This is a genomic window from Plesiomonas sp. ZOR0011, from assembly GCF_000800945.1.
GTDB lineage: Bacteria > Pseudomonadota > Gammaproteobacteria > Enterobacterales > CAMTGL01 > Plesiomonas > Plesiomonas shigelloides.
The window spans coordinates 128,989-148,725 of record NZ_JRKB01000061.1 but is presented as its reverse complement, the minus strand read 5'-3'; the positions used below and the strand labels follow the sequence as shown (position 1 = coordinate 148,725).

The following is a 19,737-nucleotide window of genomic DNA, read 5'->3' as shown; positions in this document are numbered from 1 at the left end:
TATTAAAGACGGTGGTTACGCATGGATAGAGAAACCTACGGTTCATGGCGGTTTTGGCTCAAAACCTTGCCCTTTTTGTTGTTTATCCTCATTTTATTAGCTCCTTCCGACTGGTTTATGATGCCGGGCTTGACCACCATCGAGCAGCGCGTGATTGCTATTTTTGTCTTAGCCGCGCTCTGTTGGATCCTCGAACCGATTCCTATCTATGCCACTTCAGTGCTGATTATTGTGCTGGAATTACTGCTGATCTCCGATAAATCGATTTGGCTGGCACTGCCCGCAAACGATGAACTGGCATTCGGCACCCAACTGGGTTACCAAGAGATCATGGCGACCTTTGCCTCGCCAATCATCATGCTGTTTCTGGGCGGGTTCTTTCTGGCCATGGCGGCGACCAAATACCGCCTTGACGTGAACTTGGCCCGAGTTTTGCTCAAACCGTTCGGACGTAATCCACGCAATGTGATGATGGGGCTGATGGTGGTGACGGCAGTGTTCTCGATGTTTATGAGTAACACGGCGACCACGGCCATGATGCTGTCTATTTTGACGCCGGTGCTGGCGGCATTGCCGGCCGGCGATCGTGGGCGGGTGGCCTTTGCGCTGTCTATTCCCGTTGCGGCGAATATTGGCGGGATTGGCACGCCGATTGGTACGCCACCGAATGCGGTTGCACTCAAGTATTTGACTGGCGAGAACGCGATTTCCTTTGGTGAATGGATGATGTTCGGCGTGCCATTTGTGATGGTGATGCTGGTTATCAGCTGGATCTTGCTCAACACCTTCTATGCTTCAGAACAAAAAGAAATTGATGTTCAGATTCGCGGTAAGTTTTTGAAAACCGGTAAAGCCTATCTGGTGTATGTCACTTTTATCGCGACCGTTTTGCTGTGGATGTTTGGCAGCGCGCACAACATGAATTCCTACGTGGTGGCACTGATCCCTGTGGCGGTGTTTGTCTCTTCTGGGGTGATCACCCGTGATGACATGAAAAAGATGTCGTGGGACGTGCTCTGGTTAGTATCGGGCGGTATTGCACTGGGCTTGGCGTTGGAGAAAACCGGTTTAGCGGCGCGCTTGGTGCACAGCATTCCGTTTGCCGACTATCCGGCAGTAGCAGTGCTGTTAGGGGCGGTTGCGCTGACCTTGATCATGGCCAACTTTATGTCTCACACCGCCACGGCCAACTTGTTGTTACCACTAATGGCGGCGCTGGCGGGTACGGTTTCTGGCCTGAATGAAGTCACACTTATCTTGGCGGTGACCTTTGCCGCATCTTTAGGAATGGCGCTGCCGATCAGTACGCCGCCTAACGCTCTGGCCCATGCCACGGGAATGGTGGAGTCATCACAAATGGCAAAAACCGGCACGTGGCTTGGCATCATCGGCGTGGTGCTGTGCTTGATGATGTTGGCGCTGCTTGGGCAGTTAGGGGTGATCTGATGCCCGTATCTGCAACGCAACCGACTGTGTTTGAGCGCATTATCCGCGATTATTTCACGCATCCGGCGCAGCGGATCACCTTGCTGCCCGGTGATGTGCTGATGGACCAAGGCGAGTTCAATGAGCGGCTCTATTACGTGCATTCTGGGCAGCTGATCGCCACGGTCAGTGCACCGGATGATGTGGGGGAAGAGGAGCAAGCCGAGCTGTTTTTGGCAAGCCCGGGCACCTTTATCGGGGTGCACAGTTTCTTCTCTTATCGGCTGGTGGCCTCTAGCCGCGTAGTCGCGCAGACGGAGGCTGAGCTGGCGTGGATAGATATCCGTACGCGGCCGGTCGATCCTGAATTGCACGGCAGCTTGAGTGAGCAGTTTATGCCGGTGATCGTGGAGGAGTTGCAGCGTCGGCAATGGCGTTTGAGCCAGATGGCGCGTGAGCGCGAGGCTGCCAACCGCCGTTTGCATATGGCGGAGAAGCTCTCGACGCTCGGGCAGCTGGCTGCTGGCTTGGCGCATGAGTTGAATAATGCCGTCGGGGTACTGGCGCGCAAATCCGATTATCTGAGCGGGGTGTTGCGGATTTTGTTGCAGGAGAAATCGCCGTCGTTGATCAGTTGGTTTGACCGAGGTCAGCAGACCGGACAAACCGCATCAAGCTCGGTGGTGCGCCAACAGGCGGCGGAGTTGCGTCGTCGTTTTGGGTTAGCGCCGGAGCAAGCGAAAACCTTGGCGCGAGCGCTGGATGATGGCGCTATCCCAACCGAATTACCACAGCCGCTCGAGGGCGCGTTGCAGCTCTGGGAAATAGGGCGTGATTGCTATGACATGCAACTCGCGGCGTCTCATGCCTCTGGCATCGTCAAATCGGTGAAGCAGTTGGGGGGCGGCGATTATCAGCGGCAGTGGGGGATTGATGTCAATGAATCTGTCCGCGAAGCCTTGGCGCTACTGCAAAGTCATTTGCGTGAGGTTAATGTTGATTTGAATCTGGGGCAATTACCGCCTTTGTATGGAAATACCACCGAACTGGTGCAGGTTTGGGTCAATATCATCAAAAATGGTTGGGATGCGATGAAAGATGCGCAAACCCCTGATCCCACCATCAAGATTTCTACCCGCGCCGGTAAACGCTCGATTCAGATCTCACTGGCCAATAATGGCCCGATGATCCCTGAAGAGGTGGCGGCACGTATTTTCCAGCCCAATTTTACGACCAAAACCATGTCGGCGCGTCGCCAAGGGCAAACGGTCGGGTTGGGGTTGGGTTTGTATATCGTTAAGCGTTTGGTGGAGAGTTATGGCGGAGACTTGCTCTTGAAAAGCACGCCAGAATATACCCGTTTTCGTGTTCGTTTGCCGTTGCAGGCGGAGCCGCTGTCATCGCCAGAACGCCATGATGACGATGAATAATCGTGTGTTTGCAGCAGGCAAAACGGGTGTGCGCTGGGGTTGGTGGTGAGTTAGCCATTATCGAGGCTAATTATTTATCTTCGCTACCAAAATCAGCCTTCGCGCCACAACTCGCGACACCCTACGTGAGCCTGTGCAGGTACAAGCAAAGGGATTTTACAGGAGGTCAAAATGGAAAAGCTGTATCTGATTTGTGTGGATGATCAGCGAGATGTGCTGAGCGCTGTCGTCAGAGATCTCGAAAAGCTGAGTGACTGGGTCTGTATTGAAGAGTGTGAGTCTGCCGATGAAGCGGCGGGGTTAATGGACGAGCTCGATGCTGAAGGTTGTCCGATTGCGTTAGTGATTTCCGATCATATTATGCCGGGCAAAAGCGGCGTCGATTTTCTGGCCGATATTGCCCAAGACATGCGCTTTATCCAAACCAAAAAGATTTTGCTGACCGGTCAGGCATCGCACAAAGACACTATAGATGCGGTGAACCGCGCCCGTATTCAGCACTACATTGAAAAACCGTGGCAACCGGAGCCGCTGTTGGCAATTTGTCGTAAATTGCTGACCGAGTATCTGTTTGATACCGGTATGGATGTAACGCCTTATATTGAGTTTGCCGACCAAGCGGTGTTGCTGGAGCGTATGCGCGACTAGCACCATCTTGATTGCCGCAGACAAAAAGAGCCCCAGTATTGGGGCTCATTTGTTTCGGTATACCCGATTTCCCGGCAGTGATTCTAGTTATTCGCGGTACAGCTTCGCCAGCTCAGGATCGAGTACCCCTTGTGGGGTGAGTGTGACGCGCAGACTCATCATCAGCATTAAAGTGGATGACAAGGTGGTGCATGCCAGCAGTGAAAGCATCACCAGAATCTGGTATTTAATTGCCAACAAAGGGCTATTACCGCCCAAAATCTGACCGGTCATCATGCCCGGTAACGAGACAATCCCCAATGTTGCCATCGACAAAATTGTCGGCGACCATGCCGAGCGCATAGCTTGGCGGACGTACGGTAAGGCGGCTTCCCACGGCGTTGCACCCAGCGACAGATCCATCATCCACATCGGTTGTTGATTGACGACAGCGCGATAAAAGCGATCTAACACCAGATAGTTCGCGGTGAGCGCATTACCCAGCAACATACCGGCTAGCGGGATAGCAAAGCGCGCATCAAACCACGGCGTAGGCTGCAAAATCACCACCAGCAAATAGCCGAGGATCAGCAATGCGCCGCAGCTTATCCCCGCGAAAACCGGCAAGAACAGACGTTTGCGTGGCAGCGGGGTGCGTTTGATAGCGTTGGAGGCGGCGGCGCTCATCATCACCAGCAGCCATGCTGCGTTGACCCACAGATTGTTCAGTTTAAACAGGTATTCCAAATACACACCGATCAGCGCCAGCTGCACAATCATGCGCAGGCTCGATTTCACGATGTCTTTGCCCAGTTTCAGTTGTAACCAGCGGCTGAGAAGCAGGGGAATACCCAGCAGTAACACACCGAGCGCGACATCGGTCCAGCTGACAAATAACTCATCCATGTGCCAGTACCTGCAATTGTTGGTTTTCGATATGCCAATGCTGGTTGCAGAAGGCCACCATATCGGGGTCATGGGAGACGCTAAGCAGCGTGCAACCTAATTGCTCCAGCAAGGCAAACACGCGCTGCTTGCTATCGGCATCCAAGGCTGAGGTGGGCTCATCGGCAAACAAAAACGGACGATTCAGCTGCAAGCAACCGGCTAGCCCGATACGTTGCCGCTGTCCGCCAGAGATATCTGCCATGCGTTGTTGCAAGGTCTCCGGCTCTAAGCCAAGTGCGGCCAGCAGCGCTTGTGGCTGGCAAATGTCTGGCGGTGTGGAGGCGGTGGCTTGATTGAGCTTAAAGCTGCGCAAGCGCTCCAGATAAGTGTCTACCTGCATATCCAGTGGTGGGATCTGCTGTGGTTGATAGGCGATTTTTTGCCGAATAGCCTGCTGCGTGAGCGGAGACACCGGTTGGTCAAACAGCCAGACTGTACCACTGTCGGCCGGATACATACCGGATAAAATTCCCAGCAGGGTGGTTTTGCCGCTGCCGGACATCCCCGTTAGCGCGACGCGTTCGGCGCGGCGAATTTCGGCTGAAAACGGAGCAATCAAGGGTTGTCCATTCAGCTCAACGCTAACCTGATCGGCGCGTAATACCGTATTGGTCATAAGTGATGTGTAATGATTCGTGGAGTGATGAGTGAGAGTATGCATCTGGCTCGTATCAAACGCGCTAGGCGATTGACCAAACAGATGTTTTCTGGGTAAGTATCATGCATGGAATAGGTCAGGTAGACAAGTTTCTGCGCACTTTATTCATACAAATCGTATCTGTAATTCATTCAAATCGTGCCGATGGGGATTACCGGGCATTTAGCGCATCTTTAGTTGACGGGCTCGTTGGGGGACGAAGATGATGTTTGTGTTGTTGATGCTTTAGTGACTGAAGGGGCATCAGTGTTACGCGCACTACGGCCAAAGGGCAGGATTTGAGCCTGTTGCCCCATAAACTCGCCAGGGCGGTTCAAAACCTGCTGCAACGTACCGAGTTGACGCATCAGTAAGCGATTCAGTAACACGCAGGTGTGCAGGGGATTTTTGCCGGTCGAAATGCAGCGGTCAATATGGCCTTGCAAAGCGCGCAAATGCGGTTGCGAGCGTGGTGAGGCGGCATTAATTAGCGCTTCGGCATGCGCATGACGCAGCTTTTCCAAAGCTTGCGGGTCTTCTTTGGCCAAACGCACTAACTCATCAAACGAAGGTAACAGCAGGTTCGGCGATGCGGATGTTGCTGACGATGTCATGGCCTTCACCCTCTGATTCGCTCCAGCGGTTCTGTTGTATACCGCCTTCTACACATTTCACACTTAAGTACGCAGGGTACTTGCTCTGAGTATTAGCGCAGTCTGCGGGTTTTGCCATGTTGCACGAGAGTTGGCTCTGTTGTGAGTGCTTAAAGTCAGCGAACCCAAGCACATTGAGCAAGACTTTTGTATGGCGATGATGAAATAGCGCTACATTTTCGGATGGAATGTCAGATGATTCACAGATGACGGCAAAGTTACACACAGGTTCTGTGGATAAAATTGGGAAAAGTGATGAATTCAGGGTTCAGCTAATTGAAAATAAAGAATAAATAAAAAGAAAAGAGGCAGCGTTCTGATAGAACAAAAAAAAGCCCGCAATGCGGGCTCGAGTAAGAATCTGATCTAGTTTCTCATCGGCTATCACGCAGATTTGCGTTTGTGATCCCAGCTCAGTGCGCCTGCGCCATATTGCACCATCATCAGCAGACCACCGGCCATTGCGATGTTTTTCATGAACATGATCATTTGCATACCATCTTGTGGATGCAGGTGGAAAATCACAGCGCTTGCCACACAGAACAGCGCCAGTGCTGCGGCGATGAGGCGTGTCTGGAAGCCCACCAGCAGCGCAATACCACCACCGAGCTCCAACAAGATCACCAGCGGTAACAAGAAACCCGGTAAACCAACAGATTGCATGTAGGCCTCGGTTCCGGCATAACCGGCGCCCAGTTTGCCCCAGCCAGCGATGATGAAGATTTGTGCCATCAGAGCACGAGCGAGTAAATCAATGAATCTCATGGGATGTTCCTTCTATTCCTGCAACCTTGAATGCGTCTGTAAAAAGCATGTCCTGCAATAAAACGGTATTGCGATGGAGCCTTTCTTATTGTGTTGTTGCTTGTATTCAGCGATGTGACTTACGCCCATCACATCAGTTCAGCAATTGCTTCCTGTGCGGCATGTTGCGCTTGCGCGACAGCTTCCGGGCCAAATGCCAGCGCTTCGGCGTAAATGTACTGAATGTCAGTAATGCCGATGAAATTGAGTATAGTTTGCATATACGGGGTGATCAGGTCAGAAGGTAAACCTTTGTGGATCCCGCCGCGACTGGTCAGGACTACGGCTTTTTTCCCCTTCACCAAACCTTCAGGGCCGTTTTCGGTATAGCGGAAGGTCACACCTGCACGCAGCACCATATCGATGTAAGTTTTCAGTTGCACAGGGATGCTGTAGTTGTACATTGGCGCAGTAAACACAATCACATCATGGTCATTGAGCTCGGCGATCAGTTGATCTGACAGTGTTGCTGCTTCTCGTTGACGCTCGCTTAACTCACCGGAAGGGCGTAGCGCACCCACGGTTTCGCTATCCAGCATCGGAATTGGGTTTGCCACCAGATCGCGCACAGTGACACTGTCACCTTTTTCTTGGTGCTGCTCAATCAGGAAATCTGCCATCCGGTTGGATTGAGAGTGCTCAGCCATAATGCTGGATTTTAAAACCAATACCTTACTCATGATGTTTCTCCGTTCATTATTCGGGGTCGTGGATTCCGTTTACTGCAACATCATCCCTCGTTGTTTATTCAATTTACGCGAAATATCGGTGTGAAAAAGCGCAAAAAATCGCGCTCATTTTTCTAAAAAATAGAATAATTTGGTTATCGCTTGGTACGAGTGGGCTGTGTAATCGGGGGGAAGAGGAGAGAAACGTGGAGAGAAACTCAGTGGTGATGGATGCGGTAAAGTGACTAGCAAGAAAAGGAATAACTCACCACCGGCCATATATGGGTACCGGCAGTGAGTGAATACGTGCGCAGATTAACAGCGCAGCAGCGATTCTGGCTCGCTTGGCTCGCTTGGCTCGGCGTCGGTTACCGTACCGTGCGTAAAATGCTGAATGATTTGCTGCACGGCCGGATTGCGCGCGGCTTCCACGCTATAACACCAACCGATGCGACGCGATAGGGCGAGTTCTGGCACCGGACAATGCAGCAAGGTCGGCCAATCCGCTAACAAGCTTTGTGGCAGTAGCCCAATACCTAAACCCGCATTAAGCATGGCGGCCAATTGCTGGTGGTTGTCGGTGGTGCCTTTGGGGGTTAACACCAGTGAGTGCTGCGACAACACGCCCATAATACGCTGATAACTGGCACTGGCGTGGCAGGCCAACCATTCTTGTGCGGGAACGTCGGCCAGCGTAAGGGATTGCTCCGAACTTATCGCTTCCCGCACCTGCTGCGCAAAGGGATGTCGTGCTGAAACGGCCAGATGGTAGGCATCATCCAGCAGGGGGAAGAACAGGTCATCGTCACACAGAGCGTCATCGCGATCAATGCGCATATCGCCAGCGCAGCCTTGTAGCAACGTCAGTTGTAATCCGGGAAGGGCGGCATAGCATTCGGCTATCAATTGGCTTTGCCAGTATTGCCCCAGATCGGCCATCAATCCCACCGACAAACTCACCGCGCCACCTTGCTGCGCAAACAGCGTGGGCAGGTTTTGCAACTCATTCACCAAGCGGCGGGCGCTCGGATACAGTCGGCGCGCTTCATCCGTCAGTGCGACGCCTTTGGGTTGCCGAATGAACAGGGTGACATTGAGCTGCTCTTCCAACTGGCGAATGCTGGCTGATAAAGCCGGTTGCGACACGTGGCAACGCTGCGCGGCGGCAGTCATATTTTTTTCTTCAAACACGGCGGTAAACGCACGCAGCAGACGGTAATCCATAGTGATAACTGTTTTTTATTTCTGATCGGCTTGTATCGCCAGATTGTATCAAATTTCTCGGGGCGATATACCGGATAAATGTCATTTACCTTATTTTGCTATCGGTATTACTTATCACTGTAGGCGTAACTTGCTTTTATTTGGTGAAAAATGCGTCATTTATGGGGCGAGAAATTCGTTGCTATCAATCTCGTGCAGTCTGTTTTCGCTATGTCGTTGAGGTATGGCTAAATTTTGTTCGTATGCTGATCAAACAGGCCAATATTGTGGTTGCTAATAGCTTCTTTAGCCGTTCATAGAGAGTCTGACGAGATCGTTGTCATAGGTTTTAGTTATGCTTGCCAGTGATTTTTCCCATTTCAGTCTCATTTCTTACGGGGATATAGTACGCCACATCGAACAGACACGGATTATGCGATTACTCTTGTTTATAGAGCGATGTTTATCACCGTGTCTCTCACAGTGATGTCTTGCGTTGTTTTGAGGCCTCACTGCGATTTATTTGAAATATTTATTTGAGGTAGCCATGAAAGACTCTAAATCCCTGATCGTGATCACCGGTGCAAGCTCTGGGATCGGTGCCGCCACTGCGCGTTTGCTGTCATCTCGCGGTTACCCATTGCTGCTGTTGGCGCGTCGTGTTGATCGTCTGCAAGCGTTGAATCTGCCAAACACCCTGTGCTGTCAGGTTGATATCACTGATGGTAACGCGGTGAAAGCGGCGATAGCACAGGCCGAAGCGCAGTTCGGTCCGGTAGATGCACTGATTAACAATGCCGGTGTGATGCTGCTGGGTAATATGGCCGAGCAAGATCCGAAAGAGTGGCAACAAATGCTGGATGTTAACGTGAGCGGTTTGCTGAACGGGATCCATGCCGTACTGAAAGGGATGCGCGAGCGTAAGAGCGGCACCATCATCAACATCAGTTCGATTGCTGGGCGTAAAACCTTCCCTGATCACGGCGTGTATTGCGGTACCAAGTTTGCGGTACATGCGATTACCGAAGGGCTGCGTGAAGAAGTGGCGATGGACAATGTCCGTTGCATCACCATCGCACCAGGTGCGGTAGAAACTGAGCTGCTGTCTCATACCACCAGCGATAGCATCAAAGAAGGCTATGAAGCGTGGAAAACGGAGATGGGCGGCGTAGTGAAAGCTGAGCAAATTGCCGAGGCGATCCGCTTTGCTTACGAGCAACCACAATCGTTGTGTATCCGTGAAATCGTTCTGGCGGCAACACGTCAGCAGCCGTAATTTAGCGCAAAAGCGAAAGCGTGGCGCGATAACATAATGCAACTTAATGCGGTGGCTCAATTTAGCTAATAAAATGAGTCACTTGATTGAAAAAGGCGAGGGAGAGCGAGACTCCTTCGCCTTTTCTTTATGGCTTTCCCTGTTTACGACTGTACCGTTTATTACTGCGCATTAGCTTTCCATCATTCCAAGCGTTCTATCCATCCCTTATTTTAATCTCCTCTCCATATCATCTCCCGTGCATAATGGTTAATACGCGGTTCAGACTCTGCAGGTTAGAGTGCTGTAATCGGGTAAAATCGCGCATACACGCGGCAACGTTATTGGCATTAAGGATGCTGACCTGTGGCGTGTTTGAATTTCGTGTACAGGAGTCTGCATGTTGTATCCCAAGCGCCATTATTGGCAGCAAACGCTCGGAGCTATCCGAACTTGCGGCAGAAAACTGATCGAGTTTGAGCTGGTCTTTGCCCTGATTTCGGCGGGGGTGATGGTGCCAGCATTCGGCTGGTTGCTGAATCATCTGATTGCCCGTAGCGGCAATGTCACCATCACCAATTACGACTTGGTGGATTTTGCCATATCGCCCTATGGCGGTTTGTTCATTCTGACGGCGCTGTGCAGTGGCTTTACGCTGTTTTTTACCCAGCGTGCTGGGGTGACGATTTTGGCCGCCTCCGGATTATACGGTTACCCGATTGGACCGGTGCGCGCATTGGTGTTTGCTCTTGGTCGCTTACCGGTATTTCTGCGCTTAGGGATCTTGTATGCCGTGACGCTGTTGGCGCTCAGTGTGCCTTTTGCCGGTTTGGGTTACCTGCTGTTTAGCCTGCTGCTGCAAGGACATGACATCAATTACTACCTCTATTACAAACCGATGGAGTGGTATTTGGCGCTCGGCGGTGGCGCTGTATTAGCGCTCGGTTATGCCATCTTGGTGCTGCATTTGTGGGCGCGAACGGCGTTTGCGTTGACCATTATGGTCAGTGAGCCGGTGAATGTGGTTACGGCATTGCGCCGCAGTTGGCGGTTGAGCGCGGGCCATGAAATGGCGATTGTGTGGCGCGCGGCTGGCTGGTGGTTGTGGGTTGGCGCAGTGGCGTATCCGCTGATCCGCTTGATTTCTTGGAGCGCTGATCGGCTATTGGATCAATTAGCCCTTAATCTGTCTGCCGAAGTGACGTTTCTGGCGTTAGTCTCCGCGCTGGTGTTTATGCTCAGTGCCGGTTGGTCATTGCTGGGGATGTTTGGCGAGGCGTACATTATCCAATTGCTGTATCGTGATTTTGGCGAAAAACCGGCCGGCTTGGAGCGTCTGGGCCGCGAAGCAGTGAAGCAGGCATCCGATTTGTCGGTGCGCACCTTAGGCGGCGTGTTGACCGGTGCATTTGTGGTGATGCTTGGATTCGGCATTTATGCACTCAGTGGCGAGCCGCAGCGCGATGAAATTCTGATCACCGCGCACCGCGCGGGGGCTGCGCGAGGCCCAGAAAACACCGTAGCGGCATTGCGCCAAGCCATTGCTGAGAAAGCCGATTATGCTGAAATTGATGTGCAAACGGCCGCGGATGGTGAATTGGTGGTGCTGCACGATGCGGATTTGATGCGTATTGCTGGCGATCCGGCGCGCGTTGCCGAATTGAGCCACGAAGAGCTCCAACAGCGCGATGCTGGTGCTTGGCATAGCGAAGCATTTCGTGGTGAACCGGTGCCGACATTACGCCAAATGTTGGATGAGGCGCGTGGGCGCATCGGTCTGAATATCGAGCTTAAATACAACCGCCCAGATCCGACATTGGCCGCGGCGGTAGTGGCGATGCTGCAAAAAGAGGGGATGACCCAGCAGGTGGTCATTACTTCCTTGGAAGCCAAAGCCATCGAAGAGGTGCGAAAACTTGACCCATCAATTCGTACCGGATTGATTGTGACGCAGTCTATTGGCGATCCGATTAAAGCCGATACTCAGTTTTTGGCCGTGAATCAGAGCGTGGCGAATGAGAAGTTTATCGCGCGAGCACACAAAGGTGGCAAGCAAGTGCATGTGTGGACTGTCAACAATCCACGTCAGATGATCCGAATGCTGGCGTTGGGAGCAGATGTGCTGATCACGGATTACCCGCAAGAAGCTGCGGATATTCGGGCGCAGTGGCTGGCTCTGTCACCGGTCGAGCAAACGGCGCTGCGCTTGCGCTATATCTTGTAAATAGTCCTGTAAATGGTTCTGTAACCAGTTCTATAACAGGCTCTATAAAAGCGCGGTCAAAACCCTGTAATTTTCTCCGATATAAGCGCCGGTGCTAGCCATGCACCGGCGCTGCGACTTTAGTCTATATTGTCGACAATTTTCTTGAGTTACTGCATTACTGGTGCTTAATTAAGCATCAGAGTACGGATGCAGTTGCATAATCTCATGCGCTGCTGAATCCGTGTCGACAGGAGCGCAGGATGGCGTCGTCCTCTTCATCACTATCTTTATCTACATCTTCGCGTGTAACGACTGAGCACTCATCGACTGACGCAGCAGCGCATGCCGCGGAGATGCTGACTTTGCCACTGCGCGATGCCACTAAAGCTGCAAGTCTGACCGACAGTTTGCGTGAGGCAATTGTCAGCGGTGAAATTGCTGCCGGAAGCAAGCTGTCTGAGCCCGAGCTGGCGCGCCGTTTCGGGGTGAGCCGTGGGCCGCTGCGTGAAGCCATGATGAAGATGGAATCGCTGGGATTGGTCGAGCGGGTGGCACATGTCGGCGCACGGGTTGTGACGTTGTCACTGGCTCGCTTAAGTGAATTGTACGCCGTGCGCGAGGCGCTTGAAGGAATGGCGGCGCGGTTGGCGGCAGAAAATATTACCCCTGAGCAGCTGCAAGCCTTGCAGCAATTGCTGAATACCCATTGTGACTACATTCGTGATGTTGATGGCGCATCTTATTTCCATCAGCAGGGCGATTTTGACTTTCACTACCGCATTATTCACGCCAGCGCGAATCGTCGTTTGATTACGTTGCTGTGCGATGAGTTGTACCACCCATTGCGCATGTATCGCAGTCAGGCACCGACTAGCCATTCCCGTCCGCAAGCGGCATTAGAAGAACATCGCCAGATTTTAATGGCGGTAGCCGCCGCAGATGGGGAACTGGCAGAGCTGCTGATGCGTCGCCATATTGCACGCAGTCGCAAGCTGATTGAGCAGCAACTGGCCTAATTATCACCACAACACTGACAGCGACAAGGAGAGATGCTGATGCCCACCCTAGACGGTCTGAAGCAAGGAAAATCGCCCGGCGCGCGCTTTCGTCACGCAGTCGCGCAAGGTAATACCAATCATGGAGGCCCCCTTAAAATTGTGGGCACTGTGAACGCCTATTGCGCCTTAATGGCGGCGCAATCAGGTCATCAAGCATTGTATTTGTCTGGTGCTGGGGTTGCGAATGCCTCGTTTGGATTACCGGATTTAGGCATGACCTCATTAGACGAGGTGCTGACGGATGTGCGTCGTATCACCGCGGTGACCGATGTGCCGCTACTGGTGGATATTGATACGGGCTTTGGCGGCGCGCTCAATATTGCCCGCACTATTCGCGAGATGGAGCGCGCTGGCGCGGCGGCGGTGCATATTGAAGATCAGGTGAGTCAGAAACGTTGTGGTCATCGCCCGAATAAAGCGGTTGTGAGTCAGGCTGAAATGGTGGATCGGATTCGCGCCGCAGTGGATGCGCGCACCGATCCTGATTTTGTGATTATGGCGCGTACCGATGCCTTAGCCGTTGAAGGCATGGATGCGGCCATTGAGCGCGCATTGGCTTGTGTGGCTGCTGGCGCTGACATGATTTTCCCTGAAGCGATGCAAACCTTAGCGCAATACCGGCGTTTTGCCTCGGCTGTCGGTGTGCCGGTATTGGCGAATATCACCGAATTTGGGCAAACCCCGTTGTTTGAATGTCGAGAATTGGGCGAGCAGGGCGTGGCGATGGTGCTGTATCCCTTAACTGCTTTTCGTGCCATGAATCGCGCCGCCGAGAGGGTGTATCAGCATTTAGCGCAGGCGCAATCGCAGGCCGTGCTTATGGATCAAATGCAAACGCGCGCCGAGCTGTACCACTATCTGGATTACTTGCGCTATGAGCAAACCTTAGACCGGTTATTCAGCCAAAATGCCGAAAAAAGCGCCCTTTAATAACGGTACTTAATTCTGAATATATTGAAAACATAACGAAAATGACATCTAGAGCGCAGCGCGGCGGTGCCCTGAACCTACAGGCATCGGATGTCCTGGTCTGCCTCTCCGAATATGCAGTTCTCACTGATACGGAAGGAATGGATTATGACAAGCTCTCCAACACCGGCTGCGCTGGGTGGCGCAGGATTACGCGGACAAAGTGCAGGGCAAACAGCGCTCTGTACCGTCGGGAAAAGTGGCACTGGATTGACCTATCGCGGTTATGATATCAGCGATTTGGCGCGTTTTGCCTGCTTCGAGGAAGTGGCATTTTTACTGCTGCGCGGTCATTTGCCCAACGAGCAAGAGCTAGAAGCCTATCGCCAACATCTGGTGGCATTACGTGGCTTGCCGGAAAAACTGCGCATAGTCTTAGAGCACATTCCGGCCTCCGCGCATCCGATGGATGTGATGCGTACCGGCTGCTCCGTGCTAGGCAATTTGGAGCCGGAAACTGATTTTTCGCAACAAGTGCACGTTGCCGAACGCTTACTGGCCGTTTTGCCCGCAATGATTTGCTACTGGTACCGCTTTAGCCACCAGCATGTGCGAATTCGCACTGACTCGCCAGAAATCAGCACCGGCGGCTATTTCCTGCATCTGCTTTATGGCTATCGCCCTGATCCTGAATTTGTGCAAGCCATGCACTGTTCCCTGATTTTGTATGCCGAGCATGAGTTTAATGCCTCTACCTTTGCTGCTCGTGTGTGTGCGTCAACGCTGTCTGATTATCATTCAGCGATTACGGCGGCGATCGGTACATTGCGCGGGCCATTACATGGCGGCGCGAATGAGGCGGCCATGGAGATGATTGAGCGTTTTGCTAGCGCAGAAGACGCCGAGCAGGGGATTTTAGACATGCTGGCGACGAAGGCGAAAATCATGGGGTTTGGTCATGCCATCTATCGTACCCATGATCCGCGCAATGCCTTAATCAAAGCATGGGCGCAAAAGCTGGCAGAGAAGACCGGAGATACCCGCTATTACCCAGTATCTGAGCGTATTGAAACGGTGATGATGCGTGAAAAAGCGCTGTTTGCGAACGCCGATTTCTACCATGCCAGTGCGTATCACTTTATGAAAATTCCCACACTGTTATTCACCCCCATTTTTGTGCTCAGTCGGGTGACTGGTTGGTCGGCGCACATTTTCGAGCAGCGCGCTAATAATCGCATTATCCGCCCCAGCGCTGATTATATCGGCCCTGAGCCGCGCAGTTGGTTGCCCTTGGCTGAGCGATAAAGCAGAGCGTTAATTGATGGATGAGAAGAACCAAGACTATCAATATAAGTCATCATCCAATAATTTGCTGTTTTCAATAGCAAGAACGCGCGCTGTAGTAAAAATATCTAATATCAATATCTTATCACGCAAAAATGCTATACCCGACAAGGAGTTCAACCATGCACGGAATCAATCAAGCGGAATTAAATCAGCGACCAGCACCGGATGCCTTATTGTGCCAAATTGCCGATTATGTGATGGATTGCACTGAACCATCCGCCGAAGCATTAGCCACGGCGCGCTATTGTTTGCTCGATACACTCGGCTGCGGATTACTCGCGCTGCGGTTCCCTGAATGCACCAAGCACTTGGGGCCGCTGGTGGAGGGTACCTCAGTGCGCCATGGTGCGCGTGTTCCGGGGACGTCACATGAGCTGGATCCGGTCACCGCCGCATTTAACATCGGCTGCATGATCCGCTGGTTGGATTACAACGATACGTGGTTGGCTGCCGAGTGGGGGCATCCCTCTGATAATTTAGGGGCTATTTTGGCGGTGGCTGATTATTTGAGCCGCAAAGCCGTGGCGCAAGGCAATGCGCCACTGACTTTACGCGATGTGCTGGTGGCCATGATTCAAGCCCATGAGATTCAAGGCGTATTGGCCTTGGAGAACAGCTTTAACCGTGTCGGGGTGGACCACGTGTTGTTGGTGCGTGTGGCATCCACGGCGGTGGTGACGCGGCTGTTAGGCGGTGATCGTCAGCAGGTGATCGATGCCTTATCACAAGCTTGGGCTGATGGTGGCGCATTACGGACTTATCGCCATGCACCGAATGCTGGTTCACGCAAATCGTGGGCGGCCGGTGACGCCACTTCACGCGCGGTACGTTTGGCGATGATCACTATGAAAGGGGAAATGGGCTTACCATCGGTGCTCAGCGCGCCGCGCTGGGGTTTTTGCGATGTGTTGATGCATGGCGAACCACTGCGAGTGAGTCAGCCTTTTGCGTCTTACGTGATGGAAAATGTGCTGTTTAAGATTTCGTATCCGGCAGAGTTCCATGCACAAACTGCCGTGGAGTGCGCGATAACGTTACACTGTAACGAATCGTCGCGTTATCTTTCTCAGCGTGGTAGTGAACAACCGGGCATTGAAGATATTGAACGTATTGAAGTGACGACCCATGAGTCAGCTGTGCGCATCATTTCCAAAACTGGTGCGCTGGCTAATCCCGCCGATCGTGATCACTGCTTGCAGTACATGATTGCAGTGCCGTTGTTGTATGGTACGTTGACCGCTGAGCAGTATGAAGATGCATTCCATCGTGCTGACCCCCGTATTGATGCGCTGCGCGAGAAGATGGTGGTACGCGAAGACAGTGCCTATTCCCGCGATTATCTTGACCCGACTAAACGTTCGATTGCCAATGCGGTGCAGATTTTTTATCGCGATGGCTCATGCAGTGAGCGAGTTGCGGTGGAATATCCGGTCGGGCATCGTCGTCGTCGGGAAGAGGGCATTCCGTTGTTGTTGGCCAAATTCCGCGCTAGCTTGCAAACTCGATTCCCAGCGGCACAATGTGCGCGCATTCTGACTCAGTGCGGTGTAGACGACGCCAACCAGGGGGATCTCGGATACTCTGCAAACGCTACAAATTCGTTGGATGCATTTGCTGCGATTCCGGTTAACCAATTTATGGATTTGTGGGTGATTAACTAAGTCTAATCGCATAGAAACTCCAGCATAGAAAATTCAAATCGTGAAAACTGGCGCGTCTCTTAACCATTAAGCTAATTGGCGAATGCGTTAATGGGCGCGTCATTTTTTATCTGCTGGTTAATCCTCTTCCGCTCACTCTTTTTAGGGCGAGTCGGCGAGTTGTATCCGTTTTCCTTAATCGTTTGTGATAACGATATTTTTCATCTGTTAATCTTTACGACAAGAGTCGTTCTGAATTCACCCATTTTGCTTTATGGTAGAGCTGAATTCGCAAAGGGAGTGTGGCATGAGAAAGTGTCTGGTTATGGGCGCGGCGGGTTATATCGGATCTTACCTTGTCCCTCATTTGCAAGCGCAGGGGTATAAGGTGGTGGCGGGAGCGCGGCGTTCGTGCCGTTTGCCAGAGGGCGTGGAGTTTCGTCTGGCCGACAGCCTCAAACCGCGCACCTTACAGGTTGCATTAACCGGCATCGACACGGTTTTTTATCTGGTGCATGCCATGGGCTCAGGCGCTGAATTTCACCGTTTAGAGCAGCAAGGGGTGAAGAACTTTGCGGCGGCAGCGCGCGCGGCAGGTGTGCGCCGGATCATCTATCTTGGGGCGATTCAGCCCGAATCTTGCCACAGTCGACATCTTAACTCGCGCCGTTATTGCGGTGAGCTATTTCGAGATTCAGGTGTTCCAACCGTCGAGTTGCGGGCGGGGATCATCATTGGGCCGGGCTCTGCCGCGTTCGAGGTGATGCGGGATCTGGTCTATAACCTGCCATTGATGGTAACGCCCAAGTGGGTGCGTTCGCGCACGCCGCCGATTGCGCTGTCGAACTTGCTCTACTATTTGACCGGCCTGATTGAAGCTGAGGGAATCGAAGGACAGATTTTCAATGCTGCTGGCCCAGAGTTGCTCAGTTACCAGCAACAGTTACAGAAATTTGCTGCGCATATCGGTAAGCGTTGCCCGATTATTCCGGTACCGTTTTTGAGCCCCAAATTATCGGCGTGGTGGTTGCAGTTTGTCACCTCGGTACCGCAGCCGGTGGCAAAAGCGTTAGTCGGCGGACTTAAACACGATATTCCTGCCGATGATGCGGCGTTACGTGCGCTATTGCCGCAAACCTTGCTGAGCTTTGATCAGGCGCTGGCGGAAAGTTTGGCGTTGGAGCAAAAGCTTGGTGCGGAGCAGCAAGGGCAAGAAACGCCGTTGGGGCTACGCTGGCGTCATCCCGAATATGGTTTTTACGATCGCACCGCCAGTGGCGAAGCACTCTGTTTAGCCAGTACCGATACGGTGTGGCAAGAGCTGCAATTACTCGGTGGCGAGCAGCGATATTTTTACATGAATGAGCTGTGGGTGATTCGTGAGTGGATGGATCATCTGATTGGCGGGCCAGCGTTAACGCGCGGTCGAACCAATCCGGATAAATTTGTGAAAGGCGATATGCTCGATTCTTGGCAAATTTTGGGCGTTGATGAAGGGCGGCGGTTAGATTTGCTGTTTAATATGAAAGCGCCGGGTGTTGGGCGATTAGAGTTTCTGATTCTTCCCGAAGAGTCAGGGCTAACGCGCATTCGCGTAACTGCCCATTGGCACCCACAGGGCGCGTGGGGATTGGCCTATTGGCTGGCTATGTTGCCGTTTCATCTGTTTATCTTTCAAGGGATGACCGAGGCTATCGCCAAGCAAGCCGAGCAGCGCGCCGGCATTCCCGTGATGGATTAATGAAAAAATAAAGGGATAAACACCAAACGGTTTATCCCTTATTGTTTTTAGCTTTTAAGCCGGTTTCTAGGCTAATTACGTTATCGCGACTGCAAGATTAGCCACGTGCATTCCAACGATACATGCGCCACGCTTTTTGCTGGGCTGGGGTGAAGAAGGTCCAAGCGATAAAGCGGCTGATTTTCTGCCCTTGCGACATTTCGATAGTTTTCACTTCGGTCGCGCCCACTTCGCTCAACGCTTCATACAGCGCTGGCAAACTGGTCTTTTTCGATACCAATGACGTAAACCAGAAACACTGGCCGGCAAATTCGCGGCTTTCGTGGATCATGTCACTGATGAAACGCACTTCGCCGCCATCGCACCACAGCTCATTATGCTGACCGCCGAAATTGAGTGCCGGCTGGGCATCAATGGTATTGGCATTACCGCGCGAGACTTGGTTGTAGGCCAACTTGCTGCGCTTACGCTGGGTCGTTTCTGCCGCTTCTTGCGCTGAGGCGTGGAATGGCGGGTTGCACAGGGTGAAGTCAAACATTTCGCCCGGCTGAATAATGCCACGCAAAATGTCGCTAAGTTGAGTTTGTGTACGCAGCGTAATCGCTGATTGCATGGCTGGATTGCGCTCTAAAATAGCCTCAGCAGACGCGATGGCGACAGTATCAATCTCCGAACCGACCATATTCCAGCCATAGCTGTGATGGGCCAGCAGCGGATAAATCAGGTTCGCGCCAGTACCGACATCCAAACCGGTAATGCGTTTACCTTTCGGAATGCGGCCTTGATTGGCTTCGGCCAGCAGATCAGCTAGATGGTGAACATAATCGGCACGCCCCGGAACCGGTGGGCAGAGGTAGCCTTCAGGAACATCCCAGCCTTCAACTGCATAAAAATGCTTCAGCAACGCCCGGTTCAGGGCTTTCACTGCATTTGGGTCAGAGAAATTGATGGAATCGGTGCCATAGGCGTTGCGCTGGACATAGTTGGCCAGCTCTGGGCTTGCTTCGGTCAGCGCCGCGAAGTCATACGAAGAGCGGTGCAGGTTACGTGGGTGCAGATTAGATTTGGTGTCACTCATCAGGATGTCTGGGTTTCAGGCTACAAAGATTGACAACAATAATAGCGGAAAACCGGACATCTTTCGCATTTATCGTTGTTTCTCGGCTTAGGTGGTGTTTTGCGCGTC

At 52.4% G+C, this 19,737-nt stretch carries 17 protein-coding genes; 10 read left to right on the top strand and 7 right to left on the bottom strand.

Annotated features, from left to right (window positions below; genetic code table 11):
• Positions 1-21 precede the first annotated feature (21 nt).
• The 3 genes from L975_RS10710 (at position 22) to L975_RS10700 (ending at position 3,503) form a co-directional block, all read left to right on the top strand.
• Positions 22-1,446, top strand: a complete 1,425-nt coding sequence (locus L975_RS10710) for a DASS family sodium-coupled anion symporter (protein WP_010863516.1) — start codon at positions 22-24, stop codon at positions 1,444-1,446.
• Positions 1,446-2,855 (top strand): sensor histidine kinase, encoded by a 1,410-nt coding sequence (locus L975_RS10705; RefSeq protein WP_047708589.1) that lies wholly within the window; start codon positions 1,446-1,448, stop codon positions 2,853-2,855. The genes L975_RS10710 and L975_RS10705 overlap by 1 nt, the downstream gene beginning before the upstream one ends.
• Positions 2,856-3,026: 171 nt before the next feature.
• Positions 3,027-3,503 carry a response regulator gene (locus L975_RS10700; RefSeq protein WP_010863518.1) on the top strand — a complete coding sequence of 159 codons (477 nt, stop codon included), beginning with the start codon at positions 3,027-3,029 and terminating at the stop codon, positions 3,501-3,503.
• An 87-nt stretch (positions 3,504-3,590) separates the two neighbouring features.
• On the opposite strand, the gene fetB is transcribed toward L975_RS10700, so the two are convergent.
• The 6 genes from fetB to L975_RS10670 all read right to left on the bottom strand — a co-directional run bounded on the left by fetB (position 3,591) and on the right by L975_RS10670 (position 8,416).
• Complete coding sequence (fetB, locus tag L975_RS10695; protein ID WP_047708587.1) at positions 3,591-4,388, bottom strand: iron export ABC transporter permease subunit FetB; 798 nt, start codon at positions 4,386-4,388, stop codon at positions 3,591-3,593.
• Entirely contained in the window at positions 4,381-5,046 is a 666-nt protein-coding gene (locus L975_RS17300; RefSeq protein ID WP_052181417.1) for an ATP-binding cassette domain-containing protein, read from the bottom strand. Before L975_RS17300 ends, fetB begins: the two co-directional genes overlap by 8 nt.
• 215 nt (positions 5,047-5,261) lie before the next feature.
• Positions 5,262-5,681 carry a DUF3135 domain-containing protein gene (locus L975_RS17295; protein ID WP_052181416.1) on the bottom strand — a complete coding sequence of 140 codons (420 nt, stop codon included), beginning with the start codon at positions 5,679-5,681 and terminating at the stop codon, positions 5,262-5,264.
• A gap of 423 nt (positions 5,682-6,104) precedes the next feature.
• Positions 6,105-6,485, bottom strand: coding sequence for a DoxX family protein (locus tag L975_RS10680; protein WP_010863522.1), 381 nt, complete (start codon positions 6,483-6,485; stop codon positions 6,105-6,107).
• Positions 6,486-6,613: 128 nt separating this feature from the next.
• Complete coding sequence (locus L975_RS10675; protein ID WP_047708584.1) at positions 6,614-7,204, bottom strand: FMN-dependent NADH-azoreductase; 591 nt, start codon at positions 7,202-7,204, stop codon at positions 6,614-6,616.
• A 303-nt stretch (positions 7,205-7,507) separates the two neighbouring features.
• On the bottom strand, positions 7,508-8,416 hold the full coding sequence (locus L975_RS10670) for a LysR family transcriptional regulator (protein ID WP_052181415.1): 909 nt from the start codon (positions 8,414-8,416) through the stop codon (positions 7,508-7,510).
• 526 nt (positions 8,417-8,942) lie between these two features.
• On the opposite strand from L975_RS10670, the gene L975_RS10665 reads away from it, so the two are divergent.
• From L975_RS10665 to L975_RS10635, 7 genes are all read left to right on the top strand, one after another.
• Positions 8,943-9,671: an SDR family oxidoreductase gene (locus L975_RS10665; protein ID WP_047708583.1), complete on the top strand. Its 729-nt coding sequence runs from the start codon at positions 8,943-8,945 to the stop codon at positions 9,669-9,671.
• A 379-nt stretch (positions 9,672-10,050) separates the two neighbouring features.
• Positions 10,051-11,874, top strand: coding sequence for a glycerophosphodiester phosphodiesterase family protein (locus L975_RS10660; RefSeq protein WP_047708581.1), 1,824 nt, complete (start codon positions 10,051-10,053; stop codon positions 11,872-11,874).
• A gap of 242 nt (positions 11,875-12,116) precedes the next feature.
• Entirely contained in the window at positions 12,117-12,872 is a 756-nt protein-coding gene (locus tag L975_RS10655; RefSeq protein ID WP_081995671.1) for a GntR family transcriptional regulator, read from the top strand.
• Positions 12,873-12,911: 39 nt separating this feature from the next.
• Entirely contained in the window at positions 12,912-13,844 is a 933-nt protein-coding gene (gene prpB / locus L975_RS10650) for a methylisocitrate lyase (protein ID WP_047708660.1), read from the top strand.
• 147 nt (positions 13,845-13,991) lie between these two features.
• Positions 13,992-15,128, top strand: a complete 1,137-nt coding sequence (prpC, locus tag L975_RS10645) for a 2-methylcitrate synthase (protein ID WP_047708580.1) — start codon at positions 13,992-13,994, stop codon at positions 15,126-15,128.
• A 170-nt stretch (positions 15,129-15,298) separates the two neighbouring features.
• Positions 15,299-16,831, top strand: coding sequence for a bifunctional 2-methylcitrate dehydratase/aconitate hydratase (locus L975_RS10640; RefSeq protein WP_230400805.1), 1,533 nt, complete (start codon positions 15,299-15,301; stop codon positions 16,829-16,831).
• 286 nt (positions 16,832-17,117) lie between these two features.
• A complete protein-coding gene (locus L975_RS10635) occupies positions 17,118-18,551 on the top strand; it encodes a DUF2867 domain-containing protein (protein ID WP_047708576.1) in 1,434 nt (477 codons plus the stop codon).
• A gap of 97 nt (positions 18,552-18,648) precedes the next feature.
• Here the strand turns inward: L975_RS10635 and rlmF are convergent, their stop codons facing one another.
• The gene (rlmF, locus tag L975_RS10630) at positions 18,649-19,629 is read right to left on the bottom strand and encodes a 23S rRNA (adenine(1618)-N(6))-methyltransferase RlmF (RefSeq protein ID WP_047708574.1); all 981 of its coding nucleotides are present in this window, start codon (positions 19,627-19,629) and stop codon (positions 18,649-18,651) included.
• Between the last annotated feature and the right edge of the window lie 108 nt (positions 19,630-19,737).

What these genes read in the sequence shown, in the direction of transcription:
- L975_RS10675 (WP_047708584.1), bottom strand. Translation starts at nt 7,204, where the DNA reads ATGAGTAAGGTATTGGTTTTAAAATCCAGCATTATGGCTGAGCACTCT.
- L975_RS10660 (WP_047708581.1), top strand. Translation starts at nt 10,051, where the DNA reads ATGTTGTATCCCAAGCGCCATTATTGGCAGCAAACGCTCGGAGCTATC.
- L975_RS10710 (WP_010863516.1), top strand. Translation starts at nt 22, where the DNA reads ATGGATAGAGAAACCTACGGTTCATGGCGGTTTTGGCTCAAAACCTTG.
- prpB (WP_047708660.1), top strand. Translation starts at nt 12,912, where the DNA reads ATGCCCACCCTAGACGGTCTGAAGCAAGGAAAATCGCCCGGCGCGCGC.
- L975_RS10680 (WP_010863522.1), bottom strand. Translation starts at nt 6,485, where the DNA reads ATGAGATTCATTGATTTACTCGCTCGTGCTCTGATGGCACAAATCTTC.
- L975_RS17295 (WP_052181416.1), bottom strand. Translation starts at nt 5,681, where the DNA reads ATGACATCGTCAGCAACATCCGCATCGCCGAACCTGCTGTTACCTTCG.
- L975_RS10670 (WP_052181415.1), bottom strand. Translation starts at nt 8,416, where the DNA reads ATGGATTACCGTCTGCTGCGTGCGTTTACCGCCGTGTTTGAAGAAAAA.
- prpC (WP_047708580.1), top strand. Translation starts at nt 13,992, where the DNA reads ATGACAAGCTCTCCAACACCGGCTGCGCTGGGTGGCGCAGGATTACGC.
- rlmF (WP_047708574.1), bottom strand. Translation starts at nt 19,629, where the DNA reads ATGAGTGACACCAAATCTAATCTGCACCCACGTAACCTGCACCGCTCT.
- L975_RS10655 (WP_081995671.1), top strand. Translation starts at nt 12,117, where the DNA reads ATGGCGTCGTCCTCTTCATCACTATCTTTATCTACATCTTCGCGTGTA.
- L975_RS10705 (WP_047708589.1), top strand. Translation starts at nt 1,446, where the DNA reads ATGCCCGTATCTGCAACGCAACCGACTGTGTTTGAGCGCATTATCCGC.
- fetB (WP_047708587.1), bottom strand. Translation starts at nt 4,388, where the DNA reads ATGGATGAGTTATTTGTCAGCTGGACCGATGTCGCGCTCGGTGTGTTA.
- L975_RS17300 (WP_052181417.1), bottom strand. Translation starts at nt 5,046, where the DNA reads ATGACCAATACGGTATTACGCGCCGATCAGGTTAGCGTTGAGCTGAAT.
- L975_RS10635 (WP_047708576.1), top strand. Translation starts at nt 17,118, where the DNA reads ATGAGAAAGTGTCTGGTTATGGGCGCGGCGGGTTATATCGGATCTTAC.
- L975_RS10665 (WP_047708583.1), top strand. Translation starts at nt 8,943, where the DNA reads ATGAAAGACTCTAAATCCCTGATCGTGATCACCGGTGCAAGCTCTGGG.
- L975_RS10700 (WP_010863518.1), top strand. Translation starts at nt 3,027, where the DNA reads ATGGAAAAGCTGTATCTGATTTGTGTGGATGATCAGCGAGATGTGCTG.